The organism is Pseudoxanthomonas dokdonensis (genome assembly GCF_001431405.1).
Lineage (GTDB): Bacteria > Pseudomonadota > Gammaproteobacteria > Xanthomonadales > Xanthomonadaceae > Pseudoxanthomonas_A > Pseudoxanthomonas_A dokdonensis.
On record NZ_LDJL01000002.1, the window covers coordinates 295,177 to 315,677 of the forward strand.

General features: G+C 63.9%; 22 protein-coding genes. 10 read left to right on the forward strand and 12 right to left on the reverse strand.

Going from position 1 to position 20,501, the window contains the following annotated elements:
• Window positions 1–29 precede the first annotated feature (29 nt).
• Both ABB29_RS02590 and ABB29_RS02595 read left to right on the forward strand, forming a co-directional pair.
• On the forward strand, window positions 30–512 hold the full coding sequence (locus tag ABB29_RS02590) for a YajQ family cyclic di-GMP-binding protein (RefSeq protein ID WP_057657046.1): 483 nt from the start codon (window positions 30–32) through the stop codon (window positions 510–512).
• A gap of 2 nt (window positions 513–514) precedes the next feature.
• Entirely contained in the window at window positions 515–1,096 is a 582-nt protein-coding gene (locus ABB29_RS02595; RefSeq protein ID WP_083487380.1) for a DUF1415 domain-containing protein, read from the forward strand.
• Between the two features lie 15 nt (window positions 1,097–1,111).
• On the opposite strand, the gene ABB29_RS02600 is transcribed toward ABB29_RS02595, so the two are convergent.
• Together ABB29_RS02600 and ABB29_RS02605 are read right to left on the reverse strand one after the other, a co-directional pair.
• On the reverse strand, window positions 1,112–1,819 hold the full coding sequence (locus ABB29_RS02600; RefSeq protein WP_057657047.1) for a pseudouridine synthase: 708 nt from the start codon (window positions 1,817–1,819) through the stop codon (window positions 1,112–1,114).
• Entirely contained in the window at window positions 1,816–2,883 is a 1,068-nt protein-coding gene (locus ABB29_RS02605; protein WP_057657048.1) for a class I SAM-dependent methyltransferase, read from the reverse strand. The genes ABB29_RS02600 and ABB29_RS02605 overlap by 4 nt, the downstream gene beginning before the upstream one ends.
• Before the next feature lie 356 nt (window positions 2,884–3,239).
• Here ABB29_RS02605 and ABB29_RS02610 point away from each other — a divergent pair, with 356 nt between their 5' ends.
• Window positions 3,240–4,778 carry a mechanosensitive ion channel gene (locus ABB29_RS02610; RefSeq protein WP_057657049.1) on the forward strand — a complete coding sequence of 513 codons (1,539 nt, stop codon included), beginning with the start codon at window positions 3,240–3,242 and terminating at the stop codon, window positions 4,776–4,778.
• Between the two features lie 202 nt (window positions 4,779–4,980).
• Here ABB29_RS02610 and ABB29_RS02615 read toward each other — a convergent pair whose 3' ends face one another.
• The 5 genes from ABB29_RS02615 to ABB29_RS02635 all read right to left on the reverse strand — a co-directional run bounded on the left by ABB29_RS02615 (window position 4,981) and on the right by ABB29_RS02635 (window position 11,237).
• Entirely contained in the window at window positions 4,981–5,439 is a 459-nt protein-coding gene (locus ABB29_RS02615) for a hypothetical protein (RefSeq protein WP_157062461.1), read from the reverse strand.
• Entirely contained in the window at window positions 5,390–7,108 is a 1,719-nt protein-coding gene (locus ABB29_RS02620) for a T6SS phospholipase effector Tle1-like catalytic domain-containing protein (protein ID WP_057657051.1), read from the reverse strand. The genes ABB29_RS02615 and ABB29_RS02620 overlap by 50 nt, the downstream gene beginning before the upstream one ends.
• A 15-nt stretch (window positions 7,109–7,123) precedes the next feature.
• Window positions 7,124–7,756: a hypothetical protein gene (locus tag ABB29_RS02625; protein ID WP_157062462.1), complete on the reverse strand. Its 633-nt coding sequence runs from the start codon at window positions 7,754–7,756 to the stop codon at window positions 7,124–7,126.
• A 257-nt stretch (window positions 7,757–8,013) separates the two neighbouring features.
• Window positions 8,014–10,518, reverse strand: a complete 2,505-nt coding sequence (locus ABB29_RS02630; protein WP_057657053.1) for an ABC transporter permease — start codon at window positions 10,516–10,518, stop codon at window positions 8,014–8,016.
• Window positions 10,515–11,237, reverse strand: a complete 723-nt coding sequence (locus tag ABB29_RS02635; protein WP_057657054.1) for an ABC transporter ATP-binding protein — start codon at window positions 11,235–11,237, stop codon at window positions 10,515–10,517. The genes ABB29_RS02630 and ABB29_RS02635 overlap by 4 nt, the downstream gene beginning before the upstream one ends.
• Window positions 11,238–11,315: 78 nt before the next feature.
• Between ABB29_RS02635 and ABB29_RS02640 the strand changes: the two genes are divergently transcribed.
• A complete protein-coding gene (locus ABB29_RS02640; RefSeq protein WP_245622519.1) occupies window positions 11,316–11,957 on the forward strand; it encodes an arylesterase in 642 nt (213 codons plus the stop codon).
• 213 nt (window positions 11,958–12,170) lie between these two features.
• Window positions 12,171–12,380 (forward strand): hypothetical protein, encoded by a 210-nt coding sequence (locus tag ABB29_RS02645; RefSeq protein WP_057657055.1) that lies wholly within the window; start codon window positions 12,171–12,173, stop codon window positions 12,378–12,380.
• A 23-nt stretch (window positions 12,381–12,403) separates the two neighbouring features.
• On the opposite strand, the gene ABB29_RS02650 is transcribed toward ABB29_RS02645, so the two are convergent.
• From ABB29_RS02650 to ABB29_RS02660, 3 genes are all read right to left on the reverse strand, one after another.
• A complete protein-coding gene (locus tag ABB29_RS02650) occupies window positions 12,404–13,072 on the reverse strand; it encodes a DsbA family oxidoreductase (protein WP_057657056.1) in 669 nt (222 codons plus the stop codon).
• Between the two features lie 111 nt (window positions 13,073–13,183).
• Window positions 13,184–15,172, reverse strand: coding sequence for a BCCT family transporter (locus ABB29_RS02655; protein WP_057657057.1), 1,989 nt, complete (start codon window positions 15,170–15,172; stop codon window positions 13,184–13,186).
• Between the two features lie 86 nt (window positions 15,173–15,258).
• Complete coding sequence (locus ABB29_RS02660; protein ID WP_245622520.1) at window positions 15,259–16,248, reverse strand: hypothetical protein; 990 nt, start codon at window positions 16,246–16,248, stop codon at window positions 15,259–15,261.
• A 406-nt stretch (window positions 16,249–16,654) separates the two neighbouring features.
• Between ABB29_RS02660 and ABB29_RS02665 the strand changes: the two genes are divergently transcribed.
• The gene (locus tag ABB29_RS02665; protein WP_057657058.1) at window positions 16,655–17,212 is read left to right on the forward strand and encodes a DUF3016 domain-containing protein; all 558 of its coding nucleotides are present in this window, start codon (window positions 16,655–16,657) and stop codon (window positions 17,210–17,212) included.
• Window positions 17,213–17,218: 6 nt separating this feature from the next.
• On the opposite strand, the gene ABB29_RS02670 is transcribed toward ABB29_RS02665, so the two are convergent.
• Entirely contained in the window at window positions 17,219–17,608 is a 390-nt protein-coding gene (locus ABB29_RS02670) for a DUF3224 domain-containing protein (RefSeq protein WP_057657059.1), read from the reverse strand.
• Between the two features lie 126 nt (window positions 17,609–17,734).
• Here ABB29_RS02670 and msrB point away from each other — a divergent pair, with 126 nt between their 5' ends.
• The 4 genes from msrB to ABB29_RS02690 all read left to right on the forward strand — a co-directional run bounded on the left by msrB (window position 17,735) and on the right by ABB29_RS02690 (window position 19,794).
• Window positions 17,735–18,202 (forward strand): peptide-methionine (R)-S-oxide reductase MsrB, encoded by a 468-nt coding sequence (msrB, locus tag ABB29_RS02675; protein ID WP_057657060.1) that lies wholly within the window; start codon window positions 17,735–17,737, stop codon window positions 18,200–18,202.
• Between the two features lie 90 nt (window positions 18,203–18,292).
• On the forward strand, window positions 18,293–19,060 hold the full coding sequence (locus ABB29_RS02680) for a HipA family kinase (protein ID WP_057657127.1): 768 nt from the start codon (window positions 18,293–18,295) through the stop codon (window positions 19,058–19,060).
• The gene (locus ABB29_RS02685) at window positions 19,047–19,436 is read left to right on the forward strand and encodes a DUF3037 domain-containing protein (RefSeq protein WP_057657061.1); all 390 of its coding nucleotides are present in this window, start codon (window positions 19,047–19,049) and stop codon (window positions 19,434–19,436) included. Before ABB29_RS02680 ends, ABB29_RS02685 begins: the two co-directional genes overlap by 14 nt.
• A gap of 37 nt (window positions 19,437–19,473) precedes the next feature.
• On the forward strand, window positions 19,474–19,794 hold the full coding sequence (locus ABB29_RS02690; RefSeq protein WP_057657062.1) for a DUF4031 domain-containing protein: 321 nt from the start codon (window positions 19,474–19,476) through the stop codon (window positions 19,792–19,794).
• Window positions 19,795–19,872: 78 nt separating this feature from the next.
• Here ABB29_RS02690 and ABB29_RS02695 read toward each other — a convergent pair whose 3' ends face one another.
• Complete coding sequence (locus ABB29_RS02695) at window positions 19,873–20,418, reverse strand: DUF6630 family protein (protein ID WP_057657128.1); 546 nt, start codon at window positions 20,416–20,418, stop codon at window positions 19,873–19,875.
• Window positions 20,419–20,501: the final 83 nt, after the last annotated feature.

Genomic DNA, 20,501 nt, shown 5'->3' on the forward strand with positions numbered 1-20,501 from the left:
ATCGCAGGGCATCCCCAAGGAAAACAGCTATGCCCTCTTTTGACGTGGTCTCCGAAGTCAACCAGCACGAGCTCACCAACGCGGTCGACCAGGCCAACCGCGAGCTGTCCACCCGTTTTGATTTCAAGGGCGTCGACGCCAAGTTCGTGCTCGAGGAGCAGGTCATCCTGAAGACCGCGCCCAGCGACTTCCAGCTCAAGCAGATGGACGACATCCTGCGCGCGCGCCTGATCGCCCGCGGCATCGATATCCGCTGCCTGGAGTTTGGCGATATCGAGACCAACCTGGCCGGCGCCCGTCAGAAGGTCACCGTCAAGCAGGGCATCGAGCAGAAGCTGGCCAAGAAGATCGTGGCCAGCATCAAGGAAGCCAAGCTCAAGGTCGAAAGCCAGATCAACGGCGACAAGCTGCGCGTCACCGGCAAGAAGCGCGATGACCTGCAGGACGTGATCGCGCTGCTGAAGAAAGGCGACTACGAGTTGCCGCTGCAGTTCGACAATTTCCGCGATTGACCATGGACGCTGCCTCCACGCCAGAGCAGGACGCGCTGATCACCACCGATCCGGCCGCCGTCGAGGCAGCCACCCGGCGCTGGCTGGAACGTGCCGTGATCGGGCTCAATCTGTGCCCGTTCGCCAAGGCCGTCTACGTCAAACAACAGGTGCGGATGGTGGTCAGCGACGCCAGCACGCCCGAGGCCCTGCTTGAGCAGTTGGCCGAGGAATTGCTGTTGCTGCGCGATACGCCGGTCGAACAGGTCGACACCACGCTGCTGGTCCATCCGCAGGTGCTGACCGATTTCCTCGACTACAACGATTTCCTCGACAACGCCGATGCCGCGGTCGAAGCGCTGGGCCTGCAGGGCATCATCCAGGTCGCCAGCTTTCATCCGGATTACCAGTTCGCCGGCACCGCGGCCGAGGACATCGGCAACTACAGCAACCGCTCGCCATTCCCGACCCTGCACCTGCTACGCGAGGAAAGCATCGATCGCGCGGTCGAGGTATTCCCGGATCCGGACGTGATTGTCGAGCGCAACCTGCAGACCCTGGACCAGTTGGGCGTGGCTGGCTGGCGCAAGCTGATGGCCGACTGAGGCGCCGGGCCGGCGTCAGGCGCTGACGTTGAACAACTGCTGCAGATCCGCGGCGTCCAGTATCCGCCACTGGCCAGCGGGCAGATCGCCCAGGCCGAGGCCACCGACCGCACTACGATGCAACGCCTGGACATGGTTGCCGACGGCGGCAAACATCCGCCGAACCTGGTGATAGCGGCCTTCGGTCAAGGTCAGCCTGGCCTGCGACGGCGAGATGACTTGCATTGCCGCCGGCGCCAGCGGCGTGGTTTCCGACTCCAGCATCAGCTCGCCGCTGGCAAACACATCCACTTCCTCGCCACGCAACGGCTGCGCCAGCTGCGCTTCGTAGACTTTGGCCAGTTTCGATTTCGGCGATACGATCCGGTGCAGCAGGCCGCCATCATCGGTCATCAGCAGCAGGCCACTGGTGTCGCGATCCAGTCGCCCGACCGGCGACAGCAGGGGCGAGCGCAGGCGGAAGCGAGCCGGCAGCAGGTCGTAGATGATCCGGCCAGGATCCTTGGTCGAACAGGTATAGCCAACCGGTTTGTGCAGCATGATGATCAGGCCCGGCGCCGGGTCCAGCGGCTGGCCATCGACACGGATGTTGTCGTGCTCGACCGGATCGTCGGCGTACAGCACCTCGCCAGCGGCGTCGGTGACGCGCCCTTCGCGGAACATCAGCGCCACCTGCTTGCGACTGCCATAACCCAGATTGGCAATGTGCTTGACGATCTTCATGCGCGGGCGGCACGACCGCGCGACGGCGCAGCCTTGATCGCTTCGATGACCTTGAAGCCATCGCGTTCGCCGACCACCCGTACCTGGCCAAAGCCTTCGTTCAAGGTCTGCTCGTACGGCAGATGGCGGTTGGCGACCAGCCACAAATGGCCGCCCGGCTTCAGCGCCTCGGCGGCGACGGCGATGAAACGGCGGCCGATGTCCGGGCGATCTTCGCGCGCCGGCGTGTGGAACGGCGGATTGCTGACGATGAAGTCATAGCGCCGGGACAGGCCGGCGGTCACGTCGTGCCAGAGGAACTCCAGCGTCGTACCGGCCGCCAGCGGCTGCAGATTGGCCTGCGCCAGTTGCAGCGCCCGCGCCTCGGCTTCGTAGACATCAAGCGCACTGATCCGGCCCGCATAGCGCTGCAGCAATTGCGCCGACAGATAGCCATAACCGGCACCCAGATCCGCGCCGACACCGGCCAGCACCGGCGGCAGATGCCCGGCCAGCAGTTGCGACGCCGGGTCGATCCGGTTCCATGCAAACACACCGGGGCGACTGACAAAGCTCCCGCCCAGGATCGGCCGTGGCGCATCCAGTGCCTGCCATTGCCGCTGCAGCCCGGCATCGGCCGGGCCATCCAGCGGCGCGGTCCAGAACACCCGGCAGTGGTATTTGCTCAGTACACCGGCCAGGCCGGCCAGTTGCCTGAGATCGGATTCACCGGATTTGGCCCCCTCGTTGTTGGCCATGCTGGCCACGATCCGTCCGCCCGGCGCCAGCAGCGACAGTGCCCGCGCGAACAACGCACGCGCCTCCTCGCGCTGGCGCGGCGGCAGCAACAGGATCAGCGGATAGCGGCGGCCATCTTCGGCGGCATCGGTCACTACCTCCAGTCTTGCCTGTTCCAGGGCCTGCGCAAACGGCTTGAAGCTTTGCTCGCAGACCACTCCACGGGACGCGAATGGACGCAGTGCAGCGCCATCACGCGCGCGCAGAAACAACACCGGCGCTGGCGGCCACGGCAACTGGCCGCTGGTGAACGGCAGGAACAACGCGTCTAGCGCGGGATCGGACATGGGACTCACGGGAGAATAATCACAATTGTAGATCTTACCCGCTTGGGCGGGTCGCCGCGGCGGCGAAGGCGTCCCGATAGCCTCCGAGCCGCGGCCGGAGGCGCTTTCCCGCGTATCGCCAGCGACGGACCACACGCTTGCCTCTGACGTTATCTGATTAACATTGATAATCGACGGCAGGGTCACCCGCATATTCTGTGCTACGGTAAAAAATCATCTGCGCCGGCTCGCCCGCTGTATATGCGCGGGCATTGACCCCGTTGCCGTAAATGATCACTCCCTGCCCCGCAGGCAATATCACCCTCGTCCGGCGCGATTGATTGATCGCGCTTGGATGTCGTCCAGGAGGCTGTTTTATGGATGTATATTCGCTCTCCCAACAACTCCAGCAAAGCATCGGCACGTATCTGCCGATGGTGCTGGGTGCGGTTGGCATATTCGTCGTCGGTCTGCTGCTGGCACTGTTTACCCGCGGCATGATCCGCAAGGCGATGACCGCCAGCGGCATTGAACAGCGTATCCACCGGCAGACCGAAAGCCATCTGCCCCTGGTGAAGATCGCGTCGCTCATCGGCTACTGGTTCGTTCTGATCCTGACCTTGATAGGGGTCTTCAGCGTGCTCCGTTTCGATGCGCTGAGTGGGCCGTTCTCCAATCTGGTCGGCGAAGTCATGCTGTACCTGCCGCGGATTCTGCTGGCGGCCGGCATCGCTCTGGTCGCCTGGCTGGTGGCGGTGGCCGCGCGACTGGCGATCAACCGGATCATGCAGATGACCCAGTGGGACGAGAAGCTGTCCAACAGCGCCGGCGTCAAGCCGATCGCTTCGGTCCTCGGCCATGTCATCTACTGGCTGGTGCTGTTGCTGTTCCTGCCGGCGGTGGTCACCGCGTTGAATATCGAAGGCATCATGATGCCGTTGACGGCCATGACCCAGCAGCTGCTGGAAGCGCTGCCGCAGGTCTTTGCCGCGCTGCTGATTGGCGGCACCGGTTGGCTGGTGGCCAAGGTGGTGCGTGGTCTGGTCACCCAACTGCTGGCCAGCACCGGCGTTGACAGTCTCGGTGCCAAGGCGGGCATGGGAGAGCCGGGTTCCAAGGATGGCGGCAAGCTCTCCGAGCTCGGTGGCACCCTGGCATTCGTGCTGGTCATCGTGCCGGCGTTGATCGCCGCGCTGGACGCGCTGGGCATCAATGCCATTTCGGCACCGGCCACGCAGATGCTGGGCATCTTCATGGACGCGATCCCGCACGTGCTGGCGGCCGCGGCAATCCTTATTGTGGCCTGGTATGTCGGTCGCTTCGCCGCTGGCCTGGTTACCCGCCTGCTGTCCAACCTCGGCTTTGACGGCGTCCCGGCGCGACTGGGCCTGGGCCATGTATTCGAACAGGATGCCAACAAGACCCTGACCGGTAACGCGGCCAGCGCGGACGGCGCTGCATCGCGTGGCCTGTCCGCGTTCGTCGGCCACCTGTCGCTGTTCTTCGTCATGCTCTTCGCCGCGGTCGAAGCTGCACACCAGCTGGGCTTCACCGGTGCCCGCGAACTACTGGAAACCTTCATCGCCTTCGGTGCCGACCTGCTGCTGGGTGCGGTGATCCTGGTGGTTGGTTACTGGCTGGCCGATGTCACCGCCAGCGCCATCCAGCGCGCCAACCCGAACAAGGGCATCGGCCTGTCGCGCATCGCCCGCGTCGCCATCCTTGGCCTGGTGCTGGCGATGGGCCTGCGCGCGATGGGCATCGCCGATGACATCGTCAACCTCGCCTTCGGCCTGATTCTCGGCGCCGTCGCCATCGCCATCGCCCTGGCCTTCGGCCTCGGTGGTCGTGATGCAGCCGGCAAGATTGCCGAACGCTGGGCCCGTGATTATCTGCAGAAGAAAGACCAGCCGTAATCCAGTTGCTGGGCGCACACCAACAGAGCCGCCTCCGGGCGGCTCTTTTTCTGCGCCTTTTGTTGTCCGATTGTTGTTCGACTTCGGGATGAAGCCAGTGTCATCGCGTCCTGATTGCGTCCACTGAGGTGTGTAGCATGTGGAAGTGGAACGCTCGCCGGCATCGGCCAGGATTGGCAAGCGCAGGAAATCAGCCGAGCTGCTATTGCGGCTGGCGTTCTTGCAGTTCAATCTGGGTCGCTTCAAGCTGCGCCTGTGCGGCATGCAAACTGGCGTAGGTCTGCTTCAACAGTAGCAGCCCCCCGGCCAACAGCAATATCAGCAGCAGCGCGGTGCCGGCCACCACTTGCCAGGCCAACAGCACTTTCGGCCGCAAGGCCACTTCGGTGCGCTGTTGTTGCTGCTGGAACATGACCTGCATGGCTTGCTGCAGGCGGGCATGCTCTTCTTCGCCATGGCGGCGCCACACCGCCTGCGATTGCTCGACTTGCTGTTCCAACCGTGCCAGCAGCTTCTCAAATGCGGCGGTAGCCATGGCGGTCTGTTGCAGCCGGTCAGGTTGATTGCGCGGTTCCATCCTGCTTCTCTCCTGTTGATTCATAACTGTTGGCTCAACGCGACAGGCCGCGAGCCGTACTGATCTGTTGTTGTTCCAGCTCAAGCTGCTGTTGCGCTTGAATCTGCTGCTGGACTTCCTGCTCACGCTGCTGGAAGCTTTCCTGCAGTGGCCGCATGCCGGCAACTATCGGGTCCACCTCGATCAGATGGGTCAGCATGTCCCGGTGCGGGTGGCTGCGGCTTATCTGCAGATGGCCGTTGTCACGCAGTTGGATATCGTCGATCGCCGGCATGCCCTTCCGGGTCGCTTCCAATGCAATCACCCCGGCCACCCGCTGCATGTCGGCCAGATCGGTATAGACGGTGGGCTGCGGCCCCAGCTGTTGCAGTTTCGTCATCGCCTGCGCGAACAAAGGCGCGTCACGACTGGCTAATTGCTGTTGCTGCCCTGCCATTTCCCGCCGGCTGTCGGCCATCCATTGCTGGCCGGGCTCGGAGTCGAACAGCGCTATCGATGACTCGCGCATGCCGGCTTCGTCACCGGCCATCAACGCGCGCAGGTAGCGGTCGGTCAGCGCATCGGCCTGCTGTTGCGCGGCTGAAACCGGCACCATCTCTTCCACCGCCGATGCCACCGCATCGGGCATCGGGGGCGGTTTCTGGCCGGCTGTCGGCGTCATCGTCCGCCATTCAAACTGCTGGGCCAACGCCAGGTCCACCGGTTCGCCTCCACGGCAGAGGTCGACCACCTTGCAGTTGGCCAGCTCCTGCTGCAGGTCGCGCTCGCCATCACGGTCCAGGCGCGCTCCCCAGACAGCGGTGGCGCCTTCGACCTGGTAAATCGTGTACTGGCCAGGATCGGCCGGCAATGGCCGCGGCTGGAACAATGGTCGATCGCTCAATGCATTGAGGTAGTCGCTCATACGGTTGAACGCCAGCGACTCCAGGCCCGCCTGTGCGTTGCCGCCGCCGATATTGGAATGGCCGCCAGCGAGCGGTGCGCCCAGGAAGCGCTGGTCCGGGGTAAGTTGCGCCTCCATGATGGTCTGGTGCGCGAAGAACATGCGCTGCTCGTGGTCTGCCAGCAGCGACAAGCCGGACACCACCGACGACGGCCGGCGCGCATCATAATTGGCCGGCAGATTGGTCGCCACCGGGTCGAACAAGCCAAATGCCTGCGCCACCTGGCCCGGCTCCAGCAACGGCGGATGCGGGCTGACCACGGTGATATTGCCGAGTGCGTCGCGACCGAAGCTCAAGCCATCCGGATCAGCGATGCCGTATTCATCGACCAGCCGGGCAAAGCCAGGCACCAGTACCGCGCCTCGGCTGTAGCCGACTTCGACAACGCTGACTTTGGCCTCTTTGTCCAGTCGCTGCCACTCAGCCGTTTGATCTGCCAGTTGCCGGTACATCGCCTCGATTTTTTCGTCCCAGCTATAGGCAAAGGCTTTGTCGGTCAGCCGGACAAGCGGATTGCGCTGGGTGCCAATGCCCGCTATGTAATGACTGCTGACACGACTACGGGGATCCAGCTCCAGCTGGTCGGCCTGGACGGATAGATGCCCGATATTGGTTGGCAATTGCTTTGGATTGTTGACATCCTGGCCGGTGCCATCGAACAGGGCGAAGAACAGGTATTCGTGCGGATGGTCGTGGCGTTGCAGTAACGGCACAAGAAGATGACGCTGCTGCCGGCGCAGTTGTTCGTACAGCTCCAGATCGTCGGTTCCCGCTTGGCGATGGCTGCCGCCTGAAAACACGTCTCCCATGATTCGCCTCCTTGCTCAGTAGGTGTACGTCTTGACCAGAATCAGGTCATAGCGACGATCGTGGCGCAACTGACCGGCTATTGGAACCTGTTTCTTCAACGGAATTCGTTGTCGCATATACACACGGATAGTGTGGTCATTTACTTCAAGAAGAATGTTGGCTACTGAGCCGATTTTCCCCTCCGGTTGGTCCGCAACTTCCTCTCGCGGTACATTGTGCCGGACCATCTGGTCACGGAAGATCTCGCCGATATCAATCTCGGCCTGGTGCCATTGGCCGTCTTTGGTCTGCCATTTGACTTCCGCAGGCGGCGGAAAATTGTCGAATATCTGACTACCATTCCAATTGTCCAGATAGCCCGCGCCATACTTGGAGGAAGGCGGTGCAGCATCGTGATTGCCGCGCTCCATGCCGCCATACCAGACACTGCAGCTCAAGGTGTCATAGCAACGCACGCCAAAGTTATGCCGCTCGAACCGCAGCGGCCATTCCACCGGCTGGTAGTTCATCTGTGCCTTGATGGCGGCCTGTTGTGGGCTCATGACGGGCTCCTGCTCGGCTGGTGCGGCGGCGTGGGTGGGTGATTGGGTGCAGGCCGCCAGACCCAGGCTGGCGGCGATGGCGAAAAGATTCCATTTCATGTTCATGCATTTCCTTGTGCGACCGTCCAAGGGCTTTCCTGTCTAGTCTGTCGAGTGCCCATCTGCCAGCCCGGCCGCTATTGCCGGTCAGGCAGACATCGGCGTGGCCTGGCGCCAATTCCGTGTTCCGTGTTCCGTGTTCGAGCCTAGCAAACGCTCGACAGCGAAACCAATCCGGCAATATCTGTGACTTCCTGCTGGAACCTTGTCCGCAATCGCAGCCAAACGATGTCGTCCATTCGGTAATGCTTGAAGGAACTGCGTCAGCCCTGCAGCTCGCGCAGGGTGACCGCGGGCGGGGCGTCCAGCACTTTGCGGGTGGCAAACAGGCCGGCCAGCAGCGCGGCCAGCATGCCGAGCAAGGCGCCGGTGATCGCCATCTGCCAGTTCAGTCGCCACGGCAGATCGAACACCTGGCTGGCGATGACCGCGGCCAGCGTCGAGGCGGCAATGGCAGCCACTACGCCGGCAATCAGGCCGATGGTGGCGAACTCCGAGGCCTGTGCCAGGCGTAGTTGCCGGCGGCTGCCACCGAGTACCCGCATCACCGCGCCTTCCAGCAGGCGTTCGTCCTGGCTGGCACTGACCGCTGCCAGCAGCACCAGGATTCCCGCTGCCAGCGAAAACCAGAACACCACCTGCACCACCGTCGACACCTGATCGGCGGTGCTGCGCACCTGCTTGAGCACGGCGTCGACATCGATCACCGAAACATTCGGGAACGCTTCCACCAGCGCGCGGGTGAAGCCGCGGTTGCTGGCCGGCACGCTGACCGCGGTGATGTAGCTGGCAGGCAGATCCTGCAACGCGCCGGGCGACGCCAGCACGAAGAAGTTGGGCCGGAAACTTTCCCAATCGACCTTGCGCAGGCTGCTTATGCGACCGCTCAGGGTTTGCCCGGCCACATCGAAGGCCACGGTGTCGCCAATCTTCCAGCCCAGTGATTCGGCAAAGCCTTGTTCAACCGAGAACTCGGTCCCTGCCAGTGGACGGCTGCCCCAGAATTGACCAGCGGTGACCACGTTGTCCTCGCGCAGCTCGCTGGCGGTGGACAGATTGAATTCGCGATCGGCACGCCGCTGAGCACGCTGATCGTCGGCCTCAGCATAATCCTGGCCGCTGACCAGTTTGCCGTTGTGCTGTTGCAGGCGGCCACGGACCATCGGGTACAACGTCGGTGCGGCCAGGCCTTGTTGCTGGATCAATCTGGCAACCGGCTGCATCTGCTCCGGCTGCACGTTGATGATGAAACGATTCGGCGCCTCGGCAGCCAGCGCCAATTGCCAGCGGTCCAGCAAATCGGTGCGGACGAAGGTCAACAGCAACAGCGCCATCAGGCCCAGGCCAAGCGCCGAGATCTGGGCGATGCTGGTCGCGGCACGGCGGCTGACATTGGCCAGACCGTAACGCAGGCTGCCACGCAGTTGGCTACGCAGGCGCCGCACGCTGTAAATCAGCAGCCACGCCAGTAACGCCAGCACCAGCAAGGTGGCGGCAATGCCCAGCAGCATCGCGGTCGCCAGCACCGGCGATCCCGCCTTCCACCACAGCAGCGCGGCCAGGCCCATCAATCCGGCCAACGCGACCAGCCATGCCGAAGGCTCGGTCGGATCCAGATCCCGGCGCAGCACCCGTAGTGCCGGCACCCGGCGCAGGGCCAGCACCGGCGGTGCGGCAAATGCCAGCAACACCACCATGCCGACGCCATAACCCTGCAGCGCGGGCCACAGGCTGGCCGGTGGAATATCCAGTTGCATCGATTGCGCCAGCCACCGGCCGACACCCCATTGCAGGCCGAAGGCGAGCAGCACGCCAACACTGCAGGCCATCAAACCCAGCAATATCAATTCGCCGACATGGATGATCACCAGCGTGCGCTGGCTGGCGCCCAGGCAACGCATCACCGCGCTGGCCGACAGATGCCGCTCGCTATGGCGGCGCGCGGCCATCGCCACCGCAACCCCGGCCAGAATCACCGATACCAGCGCTGCCAGGCCGAGGAAGCGACCGGCGCGGTCCAGTGCCGAGCGGATTTCCGGTCGTGCATCCTGGATGGTTTCCAGCCGTTGTCCGCGTGCCAGCAGCGGCTTGCTGGTGGTCACGAATGACTGCACCGCGGCTGCATCGCCAGCTACCACCAGCCGGTATCGCAGCCGACTGCCTTCCTGGACCAGACCGGTGCCGGGCAGATCGGCCAGATTGATGAACAGCTTGGGCGCGACATTGAGGTAGTCCAGTGCCGCATCCGGCTCCTGTACCACCAGTGCGGTCAAGCGGAATTCCTGATTGCCGAGTCCGATCACATCACCCAACTTGGCGCCGAGAGTGTCGGCCCCGGCCTGGCTCAGCCACGCTTGGCCGGGTGCGGGAATGGCGTCGGCATCGTGATCGCCGGACTGGCCGGCGTCGATGATGCGAAAGCGGCCACGCAGCGGGAAGCCCTGATCCAGCGCACGCACATCGCCGAGCTTGAGGTCGCCACTGGCGCGGATCATGCTGGGGAACTCGACGGTTTCGGTGCGTTGCAGGCCAGCCGCCTGCGCGGCCCGGCGCAGATCATCGGCAATCGGCGCGTCGCCTCGGATGACCACGTCGCCACCGAGCAGGCGATTGGCCTCGATGGTCAGCGCGCGCTCCGCGCGGTCGGTGACGAAACCCACCGCGGTCACCGCCACTACCGCCAACACCAGCGCGGCGAACAGGATGCGTACATCGCCTGCGGCCAGGTCACGACGCAGCTGGCGCCAGGCCAGCATTAGCGCCTTCATGCCGGCACCAGCCGGCCACTATCCAGGCGCAGGGTCTGGCCGCAGCGCGCGGCCAGGTGATCATCATGGGTCACCAGCACCAAGGTGGTGCCGGCCTGGGCGTTGAGCGCGAACAACAACTCGATGATGCCCTGGCCGGTAGCGGTGTCCAGGTTTCCGGTTGGCTCATCGGCGAACAGCAGCGCCGGGCGGGTGACGAATGCACGCGCCAGCGCCACCCGCTGCTGTTCACCGCCGGAGAGCTGGCGTGGATAGTGGCCCAGTCGCTGCGACAGGCCGACATCATCGAGGATCCGGCGGGCCGCGCTTTCGACCTCGGCATCGCCGCGCAATTCCAGCGGCAGCATGACGTTTTCCAACGCGGTCAGCGAGGGCAGCAACTGGAAACTCTGGAACACGAAACCGACTTTCTCCCCACGCAGGCGGGCGCGACCATCTTCGTCCAATGCCGACAACGCGTGGCCATCCAGCAGCACCTCGCCACCGCTGGGCAGATCCAGCCCGGCCAACAACGACAGCAGCGTGCTCTTGCCGGATCCGGACGCACCGACAATGGCCACCGTCGCGCCGGCGGCAATCTCGAAGCTCACGTCCTGCAGCAGGGTCAACTTGCCATCCGGCAGCGCTACCTGCTTGCCCAGGCCGGTGACCGAAAGCGCCGGCGCAGCGGGCGGGGTGGCAACGCCGGCTTCAGCGCGCAGGGGGGAAGAATCGGCCATGATGGTCCTTGGTCTGAGGGTTCGGAGACAGCTATGAAATCAGGTTATGCGGGCAAACGCCGACCGCTTCAATGTGCCATGGGTTGGTGGGCGCTGCCGCTGATGCTGCTGGTCGCGCTGTGGCTGCCATCGCTGGCAAGCGCGCAACAGCCGGCCGCAGAGGCGGGCAACACGCACACGGTACTGGTGATGGGCGACTCGCTGTCGGCCGCCTATGGCCTGTCGGTCAAGCAAGGCTGGGTCGCGCTGACCGCCGATCGCATCCAGCAGCAACAGCCGGGCTGGAAACTGGTCAATGCCAGCATCAGCGGCGAAACCACCGCTGGTGGCGCCTCACGGCTGGCTGGCGAGCTGCAACGCCACCAACCGGCGGTCGTGGTCATCGAACTGGGCGCCAACGACGGTCTGCGCGGATTGTCGCTGAAGCAGACCCGCGACAACCTGGAACGGATGGTGAAGGCGGCGCAGGCAGCAAAGGCCAAGGTGCTGCTGATCGGCATGCGCATCCCGCCCAACTATGGCCCCGACTATACCCGTGGCTTCGAGGCCAACTACCGGGATCTGGCAGGCCAGTACCAGACCGCGCTGGTGCCATTCCTGCTCGAGCCAATCGCCAGCGACCGTGCGGCATTCCAGGCCGACAATCTGCATCCGGTCGCCGCCGCCCAGCCGCAGCTGCGCGATCACGTCTGGCCGGCACTGCAGCCGCTGCTGGATTGAGGTCAGCGGCAACGTGTGGTCAGCCATCAATCCCTGCGATGAGCGCCCGATCGGGCTCGCCAGTCCCCCTCTCGCCGCACCCGGCGAGGCGACCGGCGAGTCGATTTAGGAATTTTCCTACAGCACAGAGCGGCACCGACTGAATGTGAATCCTGGTCCGGGACGGCATCCTTGCCTGGTGCCCGGACGGGCCGCATCACAAGGGGCAAGGACATGCAACGGCTGTTATTCACCATCACCGCCAACGATCAAGGCTGGCAGTTGTACGAAGGGATCTATGGAAGTTCGTGGTTCGCCCAGTTCGGCGAAGCACGCGACAAGGCCAAGCTGCTGGCTGTGACCCTGCACGAGCATCATGGCATCCCCACCGCAGTCATCATGGACACCGGCCGTGAGTCGGTGGAGCTGAGCCGCCACGGTTGAGGCCGCGGCGACCCGCCAGCGCCTCAGGGCGAGGCTGGCGCGGCAATCCCGGACAACTGCCGCAGCGCCTGTTCGAACAACGCTACCGGCTGCCCGCCCTGGATCAGGTGGCGCTCATTGAAGATCACCGAGGGCACCGCGGTAATACCGTGCTGTTGATAGAACAGTTCTTCCGCACGCACCTGCTCGGCGTAGTCGTCCGACTGCAGGATCTTGCGGGCGCCTTCGCCATCCAGGCCCACCGCGTTGGCGCAATCGACCAGTACCTCTTCCGATGACACGTCGCGGCCGTCAGTGAAGTAGGCCTGCAGCAGCGCCAGTTTGAGGTCACGCTGCTGCGACAGTCCCTGCTGTTCGGCCCAGGCCAGCAAGCGGTGCGCATCGAAGGTGTTATGGATGCGACGGCGCTTGTCCATGTTGAAGGTGAACCCCAATGCCTGCCCGCGCTCGCGGATGGCCTGGCCGTTGTCGGCGGCCTGCTCGGCGGTGATGCCGTACTTGCGGGTCAGGTGCTCGATCGCGTCCTCGCCCTCGGCGGGCATGTCCGGGTTGAGCTCGAACGGATGGAAGCGCAACTCCACCTGCAACTCGCCGCCGATGTTGGCCATCGCCTGTTCCAGCGACTTCAGCCCGACCGCGCACCAGGGGCAGGCGACATCGGAGACGAAATCTATCTTGACTGGCTGCGACATGCGGACCTCTGCGTTGACGCCGCCCGCGGGCGGCAAACCCTATCAATGCGGGCGCGACGCGGAATCGCAAGGGTGGCGGCCACAGCCAAACCACCCTTGCCGCCAATCGGGTCAGCGCAACACGTGCAGGAAGTGCAGATGGCGCTGGTACTGATCGAGGACATCGTTGATCAGATCCTGCCTGCTCCAGCCCATCACGTCGTAGCCCTGCCCGCCTTCCTTCAGGTGTACTTCGGCGCGATAGTACTGATCGTCGGCCTTGCCCTTGCGCCGCTGTTGCAGCACGAATGATGGCGGCTCGTAGGCGCGCGGGTGCACCGAATAGAAGAAGTCCGCTTCCTCGCCCTGGCCCACGTCGACCCAGACCCGGCCGTCTTCGCCGCTCTCCACACGCGACGGCATGCCTTGCCGGTTGAGCTCGGCCGCCACTTCGGCAAGCGCCGGCTTGACCTGCTCCTGCAGGTAGGCCATCACTTCGGCGCGACGGGGATGGGCGATGACGGTTTCCAGGCGAGCCTTCCAGTGGCTGCTGTTGGGGCCACCAATCGGCATGACCCGCGCACTACGCGAGGTGGCGCGTTTCAGCACTTCGATGCGCATGGCCCGCAACATGCCCCAGCACATCAGCACCATGATGATCGAGAACGGCAGTGCGCTGGCGATGGTGCCGGCCTGCAGTGCTTTCAGTCCGCCGGCCCACAACAGCGCCGCGGCGATCCCGCCTTCCAGGCTGGCCCAGAAGATCCGCTGCCACAGCGGTGATTCCTCTTCGCCACCGGAGGTCAGCATGTCCACCACCAGCGCGCCGGAATCGGCGGAGGTGACGAAGAAGGTCACCACCAGCAAGGTGGCAATCATCGAAGTGATGCCGGCGAACGGCAGGTGATGGAAGAAGTCGAACAACGCCACCGAACTGTCCTGCGCCACCGCATCGGCCAGGCTGTGGATGCCATCGACCATCACCATGTGCAGCGCGGTGTTGCCGAAGAAGGTCATCCACATGAAGGTGAAGCCCAGTGGCACCAGCAACACGCCGACCACGAACTCGCGGATGGTGCGGCCGCGCGACACCCGCGCGATGAACATGCCGACGAACGGCGACCAGGCAATCCACCAGCCCCAGTAGAACAGCGTCCAGCCACCCAGCCAGCCGGTCGGCTTGTAGGCATACAGGTTGAAGGTCATCTCGAACAGGTTGGAGAAGTACATGCCGGTGTTCTGCACCAGGGTCTGCAGCAGGTACACCGTTGGCCCGGCCACCAGCACGAACGCCAGCAGCGACACCGCCAGGATCATGTTGAGCTCGGAGACCCGCTTGATGCCGGTGTCCAGGCCCAGTCCGACCGACAGTGTCGCCAGCGCGGTGATGCCGGCTATGAGCACCATCTGCAGCGTCACGTTGTTGGCTGGAATGCCCTCGAACAGGTAATGCAGGCCGGAGTTGACCTGGATCACGCCCAGGCCGAGCGAGGTGGCGACGCCGAACACGGTGCCGAGCACGGCGAAGATATCCACCGCGTGGCCGATCGGACCGTAGATGCGATCGCCGATCAACGGGTACAACGAGGAACGGATGGTCAACGGCAGGCCGTGGCGATGCGAGAAGTAGGCCAGCGACAGCGCCACCACCGCGTAGATCGCCCATGCATGCATGCCCCAGTGGAAAAAGGTCACCCGCATCGCCTGGCGGGCGGCCTCGACCGTACCGGGGTCGCCAACCGGCGGCGTGGCGTAGTGCATGAGCGGCTCGGCCACGCCGAAGAACATCAGGCCGATGCCCATGCCGGCGGAGAACAGCATCGCGAACCAGGACGTGTAGCTGTAATCGGGCTGGCTGTGGTCCGGGCCCAGCTTCAGCTGGCCCATGCTGGAAAACGCCAGCGCCACCACGAAGACCAGGAAGCCGGCGACCGCCAGCACGTAGAACCAGCCAGCGGTATCGATGACCCAGGCCTGCACGTTGCCGAACAACTGCTCGGACTGCTGCGGCGCGACCACCGCCAGCACCACGAAGAACAGCACCAGCACCGCCGAGGTGATGAAGACCGGTGCGTTGATCCGGTACCAGCGCTTGGGTCCGGGAGAGGTTGCCTCATTCATTGGATCGTTCCTTTGATGAGGACGGCGCCAGGGGCGCCATCGGATGACAAGAAAATGATGATGGGATGCTGCAGGAAAACCTGCTGTCAGAAATAGAACCCGACGTTGACATTGAGCCGCGAACGCCAGCGATCCGACGCTGGCTCCTCGATGCCGATGCCCGAACCACCCACGAACCACATGTTACGCCCGGCAATCCAGTCGACATAGGTGAACATGGGGCCCTTGGCAAAGCTGCAGCCGGTGACGTTCTGGTAGGAATCGCCCAGATCCGGCGTGCGATCGACAGGCCGGGTCATGCTGAAGTTGTTGTAGCAGGTCATGCCGTCGAACCAACCGCTGCGCGGCACCGCATAGGCGACATTGAATGTCGGCACGTCGGCTTCGGCGGCGATCTCGAACGGAAACAGGAATGCCGACATCGCGATGCGCGAGCCCGGCACGTCGTAGCGGTAACGCGCCCACTGCAGTTGCACCGTGGCCGGCCCCTGCTTCCATTGGCCGTGCAATGCCGCCCCGTACTGGCCGTAGTCGCGTCCGCTGTCGCGGTTCTGCACATGGCCGGCGTAGGCCGACGCACCCCAGGTCAGGCCACCGCCGTCGCTGGCATGTTCGTAGCGCAGGTTGACCCGGCGCCGCTCGCGATACGGCAGTTGTTCGGTCTGCGCCACGTCAAACGAATAGCGGTCATAACGTTTTCCGGTGCCGTACTCGTCGCCGGCAAAGTAGGCCGCGTGCAGCTGGTGCGGCCCTGATTTACGCTGCCAGACGATGCCGGCGTCGTAGTCATCCTCGATGCCCAGGTAGTAACCGGAGCCGAACCAGAAACTCTGCGACGCATACGGCAGCAGGCCGAACGGCACCTGGACCACGCCGGCTCGGATATCCGAATCCTCGCCCAGCTTGACCCCCGCATAGGCGTGATGGACGGCGTCGAAATCCTGGTACCAGCGATATTCCAGCGAATAGAACGCTCGGCCGACATGGCCGCTGGAATTGAAGCGCACCAGTTCCAGATCGAAATCGCCGTCGCCGGCGGTCGGGCCATAGTCGAGCCAGCTGTAGTTGAAACGCACTGCCCCGCCTACATCAAAATCGTAATCCTGCTCCGCCTGCGCGGTTGGAGCCGTCGCGCACAGCAGGGAAAAAGCACCTGCCAACCACCAATACCTGGACAAAAAAACACCACTAACATTAAACGGACAACAACACCCATTGTGGTGTGGATGATCCAGATAAGCAAAAACAAGCGGGATTTCCGCACAATCGCATGCAACATCATGACGCGTGATCATGGTTGTCTCCGTGTAGCGACGCGGACTCGAAACAACTGCGGCGACTGCGTTTGCGATACTGCCGGTGGCAGCTGCCGGGATTGGCATGAACCGTCGGACAATCCGATTGCCCATGTCACCCGGTTAACCATTGCCTGCGCTGGATCGGCGGCGCAGAATGTTAATCATCTCCCATATGGAGTATCACATGAAACGTCTGTTGCTTGTTTCACTTGTCCTGCTCGGCTGCCTGGCATCGGTCGGTGCCATTGCCAAAGTAGTCAAGGTCACCGATCCCTCGCTGCCACGGGCATTGCCGCAGACCCAGCCGGTCAGCGTGCAATGGAACGATCCGTCCGAGTTTGGCGAGATGCGCTACAGCGGCAACCGGCGCGAATCCGAGCGCGGCACCTGGGTCAAGGATCTGGCCCAGTACATGCAGGACAAAGCGACCAGGTACCTGCAGCCTGGCCAGCAGCTGGACATCACCATCACCGACATCACCCGCGCCGGCAGCTACCTGCCAACCGGCGCCAGCCCCAACCTGGACACGGTGCGGGTGATCAAGGATATCTACCCGCCGCGCATCAGCCTGGATTTCAAGCTCAGCGACGGCAATGGCCAGGTCATCTCGGAAGGCCAACGCAAGCTGGTCGATTCGGCATTCCTGATGGGCAGCAACTCGATGGACACCGATACGCTGCGCTATGAAAAGCGCATGATCGACGACTGGCTGCGGCGCGAGTTTGGTGAACCCAAGCGCTGAGGGCGTTTACAGCGTGTAGGCCAGTTCGTAGAAGTGCTGGCCGGCTTCGATGCGGATATCCAGCTGGCCGCGGATACCGGCCAGTTCCCCCCTGCCCGAATCAGGCACGATCTCGACCTGCAGCTGGCGCTGGTCGCCCGACATCACCCCTCTGTGGACCAGCGCGAAGCTGCCCTGGCGACCATGCAGCTGGCCGCTGACGCGCTCGATGGCCACGTAAGCGGCGGAGCCGGCAACCTCGCCCATCGCGGTCAGCATCTGGCCATCGCCGCTGGCCTGCAGATCGCCGCTGAAGGTCTTGCTCAGCAGCATGCGGCCGAGCGTGGCATCGGCGCCTTCATCGCCGGCCACCGGCTGCATTGAGACCTCGAAAGTACCGCGGGCATATTCGCTCATGCACTTCTCCTTGAAGGCGCAAATGTCATTTGGATGATAAACCGGACAGGCCGCTGGGCGGCCTTGCGTGGCCGGCCCTGCATCACCATATAAGGGGAGTATTTCACCCCGTCCAAGGAGCGTCGCATGAGCCAGTTTGATCTCAGCCCCCCCACCGCCGCCCAGCGCGAGGCACTGGTTGCCGGCCTGAGCGACGAAGAGCGCCGGGTGTTGTTGCAACACGGTACCGAGGCACCGTTCTGCGGGGTGTTCCTCGACAACAAGCTGGAGGGCGTGTACTGCTGCCGTCTGTGCGGGTTGCCATTGTTCCGTTCCAGCGCCAAGTTCGACTCGGGCACCGGCTGGCCCAGCTTCTTCGCGCCTTACGACAGCAGCCATGTGCGCGAAATCCGTGACGAGAGCTACGGCATGGTGCGCACCGAAATCGTCTGCGCACGCTGCGAGAGCCATCTGGGTCATGTGTTCCCGGATGGCCCGCCGCCGACCCATGAGCGCCACTGCCTGAATTCGGTGTCGCTGTCGTTCACCGAAAACGGCAAGCCGCTGCCCAATCCGCTACAGCGCGACGGCGCCGAGGCCCAGCTCGCCGACTGACGTTGGCCACCGCCGCAAGCACCGCGACCGCCAGGCTCTGACCTGGCGGTCGCCGTTTGTGCGCCAGCTCCGTATGCTATCGCGATGAAACTGCGCTCGGTCACCGCCACCCGCTATGTCACCCCGCTGCGCGAGGGCGGCTCGCTGCCGGCTGTCATCGAGGCCGATGACGATGGCATGTACGTGCTCAAGTTCCGTGGCGCCGGCCAGGGTCCGAAGGCGCTGGTCGCCGAGTTGATCTCCGGTGGCATCGCCCAGGCACTGGGCTTGCCGATGCCGGAACTGGTGTTCGCCGCTCTGGATGGCGAACTGGCGCGAACCGAAGGCGACCCCGAAATCCAGCACCTGATCCGCGCCAGCGAAGGCCTCAACCTGGCGCTGGATTACCTGCCCGGTGCGATCAATTTCGATCCGGTGGCCGAGCACCCGGACGCCGATCTGGCCTCGCGCATCGTCTGGTTCGATACGTTCACCAGCAATGTCGATCGCAGCGCACGCAATCCCAACCTGATGATCTGGCATCGTCGCCTGCAGCTGATCGATCACGGTGCCTCGCTGTATTTCCACCATGGCTGGGATGGCAGCAGCACCAGTGCCGGCAAGCCATTCCCGTTGATCAAGGATCACGTGTTGCTGCCGTGGGCCGATGCCATCGAGCAGGTCGATGCCGAACTGGCCGGGCGACTTGATCGCCAGGTGCTTGAAGCCATCGTCGGCCAGCTGCCGGATGACTGGCTGCAGGGGCCGGACGCCTTCGCCGATGCCACTGGCCAACGCGCCGCCTACGTCGACTATCTGTGCGCGCGGCTGGCGCAGCGGCAGGCATGGCTGCAGGAGGCGATCCATGCACGGGCATGAAAGCTACGACTACGCCGTGATTCGGGTGGTGCCGCGGGTCGAGCGCGAGGAGTTCATCAATGTTGGGGTGATCCTGTCGTGCCAGCGCCTGGACTGGCTGCAGGCTCGCATCGAGCTGGATGCCCGTCGCTTGCTGGCGCTGGCGCCGGATGCCGATGTCGAAACCATCAGCCGGCACCTGGCGGCCTATCCGCTGATCTGTGCCGGTGGACCACGCGCCGCGCCGATCGGCCTGCTGCCATCGCGCGCCCGCTTCCATTGGTTGACCGCCAAGCGCAGCGCGGTGATCCAGGCCTCGCCGGTGCACATGGGGCGCTGCGATGGCGACCTGGGCCGGATTCTCGAACACCTAATGGACCGGATGGTGCGCAGGTGAAACGCCAGCGGCGCAGGCATTCGATGAGCGCTGCGACATGAGCGTCTACGTTGACGATGCAGTAGTGCTGTGGCGCGGCCAGCGCTGGGCGCACATGATGGCCGACAGCCTGGACGAGCTGCATGCGATGGCCGCGCAACTGGGGCTGCCGCGACGTGCGTTCCAGAACAAGACCAGCGGCGCGCACTACGATCTCACCGCGGCGCTGCGCGAGAATGCCATCGCCCTGGGCGCGGTCGCGATTTCCCGCCATCGTGATCGCGAACAGGTCCGCGCGGTGATCCGCCGCGCCCGCGAACAGGGCCGCCAGGGACAGCCAGCAGCCACCGGCGCAGCCGATTCCAGCTGCCCTCGATAGCGCTGTCGGCACCGCTGCAGCTTGCCTGCGAATGTTGCGTGGTCAGCAGCGGAGCAAGCTCCGCTCTACGTGGGCAGGTTAGAACGCGTCGCTACCCGGGCGTATTTCGATCCCCAGCACCTGGCACAGCTGCTGCATGCCTTCGTCATCGCGGCTGAGCGCTATCCAGCCGGCGTGCGAATCGCTGCCGGTATCCCAGGTCCACAGGCTGTAGCCATGTTCGCGCAGGCGATCGTAGGCCACCGCCATCAGTGCTGGTACATCGGTGCGATCAAGGAACTCCTCGTCACTGATGTCGCCGCCCCAATCGATGTCCAGGTTCCAGCGCTTGATCAGCTCGTTGATCACGTCGACGAAGGTCTCGGTGTCCTTCCAGTCCACGTAGAACCCGGAGGTCCAGTCGATGGCATCCTTCAGCGCCCACTGCGGTTCTTCCTCGTCGGCATCGCCCTGGGCGATGGCGTCGCGGTAGATCGCGAACTGGCGCAACGCGGTTTCTTCATCGCCGGGGTTGATCAGCAGCAGCAGGTTCCAGACCAGCGCCTCGACATCATCGGTATCGATATCGTCGTCATCGTCGTCGTAACCGGGATCTTCGACTTCTTCGAAGTCATCGTCGGGCAGGATCATGGTCGTCTCCTCGCAGGGCAGCCCATTGTAGGCTGTAAGCGGGCATGGCCGGACGCGGCGGCCGGCATGATTTTGGC

Excerpts from the sequence above, each read along its gene's own strand:
- ABB29_RS02590 (WP_057657046.1), top strand. The coding sequence starts at position 30 with ATGCCCTCTTTTGACGTGGTCTCCGAAGTCAACCAGCACGAGCTCACC.
- ABB29_RS02595 (WP_083487380.1), top strand. The coding sequence starts at position 515 with ATGGACGCTGCCTCCACGCCAGAGCAGGACGCGCTGATCACCACCGAT.
- ABB29_RS02600 (WP_057657047.1), bottom strand. The coding sequence starts at position 1,819 with ATGAAGATCGTCAAGCACATTGCCAATCTGGGTTATGGCAGTCGCAAG.
- ABB29_RS02605 (WP_057657048.1), bottom strand. The coding sequence starts at position 2,883 with ATGTCCGATCCCGCGCTAGACGCGTTGTTCCTGCCGTTCACCAGCGGC.
- ABB29_RS02610 (WP_057657049.1), top strand. The coding sequence starts at position 3,240 with ATGGATGTATATTCGCTCTCCCAACAACTCCAGCAAAGCATCGGCACG.
- ABB29_RS02620 (WP_057657051.1), bottom strand. The coding sequence starts at position 7,108 with ATGGGAGACGTGTTTTCAGGCGGCAGCCATCGCCAAGCGGGAACCGAC.
- ABB29_RS02625 (WP_157062462.1), bottom strand. The coding sequence starts at position 7,756 with ATGAACATGAAATGGAATCTTTTCGCCATCGCCGCCAGCCTGGGTCTG.
- ABB29_RS02630 (WP_057657053.1), bottom strand. The coding sequence starts at position 10,518 with ATGAAGGCGCTAATGCTGGCCTGGCGCCAGCTGCGTCGTGACCTGGCC.
- ABB29_RS02635 (WP_057657054.1), bottom strand. The coding sequence starts at position 11,237 with ATGGCCGATTCTTCCCCCCTGCGCGCTGAAGCCGGCGTTGCCACCCCG.
- ABB29_RS02640 (WP_245622519.1), top strand. The coding sequence starts at position 11,316 with ATGGGTTGGTGGGCGCTGCCGCTGATGCTGCTGGTCGCGCTGTGGCTG.
- ABB29_RS02645 (WP_057657055.1), top strand. The coding sequence starts at position 12,171 with ATGCAACGGCTGTTATTCACCATCACCGCCAACGATCAAGGCTGGCAG.
- ABB29_RS02650 (WP_057657056.1), bottom strand. The coding sequence starts at position 13,072 with ATGTCGCAGCCAGTCAAGATAGATTTCGTCTCCGATGTCGCCTGCCCC.
- ABB29_RS02655 (WP_057657057.1), bottom strand. The coding sequence starts at position 15,172 with ATGAATGAGGCAACCTCTCCCGGACCCAAGCGCTGGTACCGGATCAAC.
- ABB29_RS02665 (WP_057657058.1), top strand. The coding sequence starts at position 16,655 with ATGAAACGTCTGTTGCTTGTTTCACTTGTCCTGCTCGGCTGCCTGGCA.
- ABB29_RS02670 (WP_057657059.1), bottom strand. The coding sequence starts at position 17,608 with ATGAGCGAATATGCCCGCGGTACTTTCGAGGTCTCAATGCAGCCGGTG.
- msrB (WP_057657060.1), top strand. The coding sequence starts at position 17,735 with ATGAGCCAGTTTGATCTCAGCCCCCCCACCGCCGCCCAGCGCGAGGCA.
- ABB29_RS02685 (WP_057657061.1), top strand. The coding sequence starts at position 19,047 with ATGCACGGGCATGAAAGCTACGACTACGCCGTGATTCGGGTGGTGCCG.
- ABB29_RS02690 (WP_057657062.1), top strand. The coding sequence starts at position 19,474 with ATGAGCGTCTACGTTGACGATGCAGTAGTGCTGTGGCGCGGCCAGCGC.